Origin of the sequence: Methylobacterium sp. J-048 (assembly GCF_022829515.1) — a bacterium.
In the GTDB taxonomy this organism is placed as follows: Bacteria; Pseudomonadota; Alphaproteobacteria; order Rhizobiales; family Beijerinckiaceae; genus Methylobacterium.
The window spans coordinates 1-415 of record NZ_JAKSYL010000053.1 but is presented as its reverse complement, the minus strand read 5'-3'; the positions used below and the strand labels follow the sequence as shown (position 1 = coordinate 415).

The 415-nt window shown below is 70.6% G+C and carries 1 pseudogene; it reads left to right on the top strand.

The window, feature by feature from the left end:
* Nucleotides 1-273, top strand: a pseudogene (locus MKL09_RS02460) (histidine kinase); the annotation flags it as partial.
* Nucleotides 274-415 lie beyond the last annotated feature (142 nt).

Here is a 415-nt window from a genome sequence, read left to right as displayed (position 1 = left end):
AGCCAGGTTGCAGCCCGCACCGTCGAACTCGCCCAGGCGAACGCCCGGCTCCTCGCCGAGGCGGTCGAGCGCGAGCACATGGAGCAGGACCTGCGGCAATCGCAGAAGCTCGAAGCGGTCGGGCAACTGACCGGCGGCGTGGCACACGACTTCAACAACCTGCTGACCATCATCCGCTCGTCGGCCTACTTCCTCCGCCGGACCTGCCTGACGACGGGCGGACGCGGTAGATGGACGCCCTCTCCCACACGCACGACCGCCCGGCCAAGCTAGCCGGACGGCCCGTGGCTGTCTCGCGCGCCCAGACCCTGACGCACGAACGGAGTGAGCGCGGCCAGCGTCTGCGTGCGGTGGCTGGCATACACGCCAGCATCACTGGCGCGCGCATCCGCGCGCGTCTGGAACGTGCGGCCGG